Source organism: Azospirillum sp. TSO5, from assembly GCF_003116065.1.
Classification (GTDB): Bacteria; Pseudomonadota; Alphaproteobacteria; order Azospirillales; family Azospirillaceae; genus Azospirillum.
This window is the reverse complement of sequence record NZ_LGQY01000137.1, coordinates 1-2,468: the sequence shown is the minus strand read 5'-3', so window position 1 is coordinate 2,468 and position 2,468 is coordinate 1. Positions and strand designations below refer to the sequence as shown.

Below are 2,468 nucleotides of genomic sequence, written 5' to 3'. Positions count from 1 at the left end.
ATGGTGTCGATGCCGCGGGTGATGACGGTGTTACCCGACGCACCCAGCGTCACGACGTCCGAACCGGTGCCGCCGACCAGGAACTCGACGCCCGAGGCCAGCATCGTCACGCCGGCCGAGCCGGTGAAGACGATGTCGGTGCTCGCACCGCCGGTCAGGGTGTCGATGCCCGACACGGTGATCGTGTTGGCGGTATCGCCCAGCGTGATCGCGTCGGTGCCGGCCGCGCCGATCAGGGTCTCGACCGCACGGGTCAGCAGGGTGCTGCCCGAAGTGGCGAGGCTGACGACGTCGGTGGAGGCGCCACCGATCAGCAGTTCGATGCCCGAACCCAGCGCCATGGTGACGCCGGTGTCGCCCAGGAACACCCAGTCGGTGCCCGCACCGCCCGACAGCGTATCGATGCCGCGGGTGATGACGGTGTTGCCCGAGGAGCCCAAGGTGACGACGTCGGTGCCCGTGCCGCCGACCAGGAACTCGATGCCCGAAGCGGTCATCGTCACGCCGGCCGAGCCGGTGAAGACGATGTCGGTGCTCGCACCGCCGGTCAGGGTGTCGATGCCGGTGACGGTGACCGTGTTCACCGTGTCGCCGAGCGTGATCACGTCGGTGCCGGTGTTGCCGATCAGGGTCTCGATCGCACGGGTCAGCAGGGTGGCGCCCGAAGTGCTGATGTTCAGCACGTCGGTGGCCGTGCCGCCGACCAGAACCTCGATGCCGGTGCCGAGCGTCATCGTGTTGCCGGTGTCACCCAGGAACACAACGTCGGTGCCGACGTCGCCGATCAGCGTCTCGATGCCGCGGATCGTGGTGGTGTTGCCGGCCGAACCCAGGGTCAGGACGTCGGTGCCGGTGTTGCCGATCACGTAGTCCGCGCCCGAGACGGTCAGGGTCGCACCCGCCGAACCGGTGAAGATGACCTCCAGGCCCGTGCCGCCGACCAGCGTCTCGATGCCGAGAGCCAGCAGCGTGCCGCCGACGGTGCCGATGGTCACGACGTCGGTGCCCGTGCCGCCGATCAGCGTCTCGATGCCCGACACCACCATGGTGTTGCCGGCCGTGCCGAGGGTGACGATGTCGGAAGCCGAACCGCCGGTCAGCGTCTCGATCCCGCTGACGAGCAGCGAGTTCGCGGTGTTGCCCAGCGTGACGACGTCGGTGCCGGTCTGGCCCGTCAGCGTCTCGATGCCGCGCAGCAGCACCGTGTTGCCGGCCGTGCCGAGGGTGACCACGTCGGTGCCGGTGCCGCCGATCAGGATGTCGATCGCCGAAACCAGGGCCGTCGTGCCGCCCGAACCCAGGAACACCAGTTCCGAACCCGAACCGCCGGTGATCGTCTCCAGCGCATTGGCCAGGAAGGTCGAGCCGACCGTGCCGATGGTGATGACATCAGTACCCGTGCCGCCCGTCACCGTCTCCAGTGCCGAAACCAGCATGGTGGTGCCGGCCGTGCTCAGAGTGATGGCGTCGGTGCCCGCACCGCCAGCCAGCGTCTCCAGCGCCGAGACCAGCATGGTGGTGCCGGTGTCGCCGATGGTGATGACGTCGACGCCGCCCAGACCCGTCAGGGTCTCGATGCCGCGCAGGATCATCGTGTTGCCGGCCGCGCCCAGCGTGACAACGTCGGTGGTGGTGCCGCCGACCAGGATCTCGAGACCCGAGGCCAGGACGGTGTTGCCCGACGAACCCAGGAACACGAGGTCGGAGCCAGTGGCGCCGGTGATCGTCTCCAGGGAGTTGGCAAGCAGGGTGTTGCCGACCGTGCCCAGCGTGATGACGTCGGTGCCCGTGCCGCCGGTGACCGTCTCCAGAGCCGAGACCTGCATCGTCGTGCCGGCCGTGCCCAGGGTGACCACATCGGTCGAAGCGCCACCCGTCAGGGTGTCGATCAGCGAGATCGCCAGCGTGTTGCCGGACGAACCCAGGGTGATGACGTCGGAAACCCCGGAGCCGGTCAGCGTCTCAAGCGACGACACCGTCATGGTGGCGCCCGTGAGGAGAGTGACGACGTCGGAGCCCGAACCGCCAACCAGCGTGTCGATCAGCGAGATCGCCAGCGTGTTGCCGGTGTCGCCCAGAGAGATGACGTCGGTGCCAGCGGTACCGGTCAGCGTCTCGATGCCGCGCAGCAGCACCGTGTTGCCGGCCGTGCCGAGGGTGACCACGTCGGTGCCCGCACCGCCGACCAGGATGTCGATCGCCGACACCGTGACCGTGTTGCCGCCGGAACCCAGGAAGACCAGTTCCGAACCCGTGCCGCCGGTGATCGTCTCCAGACCCGAAGCCAGCAGGGTCGCGCCGGCCGAGCCGAGGGTGACGATGTCGGTGCCCGTGTTGCCCGTCAGGGTTTCCAGAGCCGAGACCAGCAGGGTGTTGCCAGCCGTGCCGAGAGTGATGGCGTCGGTGCCCGCACCGCCCGTCAGCGTCTCCAGACCCGAAGCCAGCATGGTGGTGCCGGTGTCGCCGAT

At 68.6% G+C, this 2,468-nt stretch carries 1 protein-coding gene; it reads right to left on the bottom strand.

Features of this window, described 5'->3' with window-relative positions:
* Positions 1–2,468: calcium-binding protein (locus tag TSO5_RS28855; RefSeq protein WP_146203854.1), on the bottom strand; the 2,468-nt coding region annotated here is incomplete at both ends.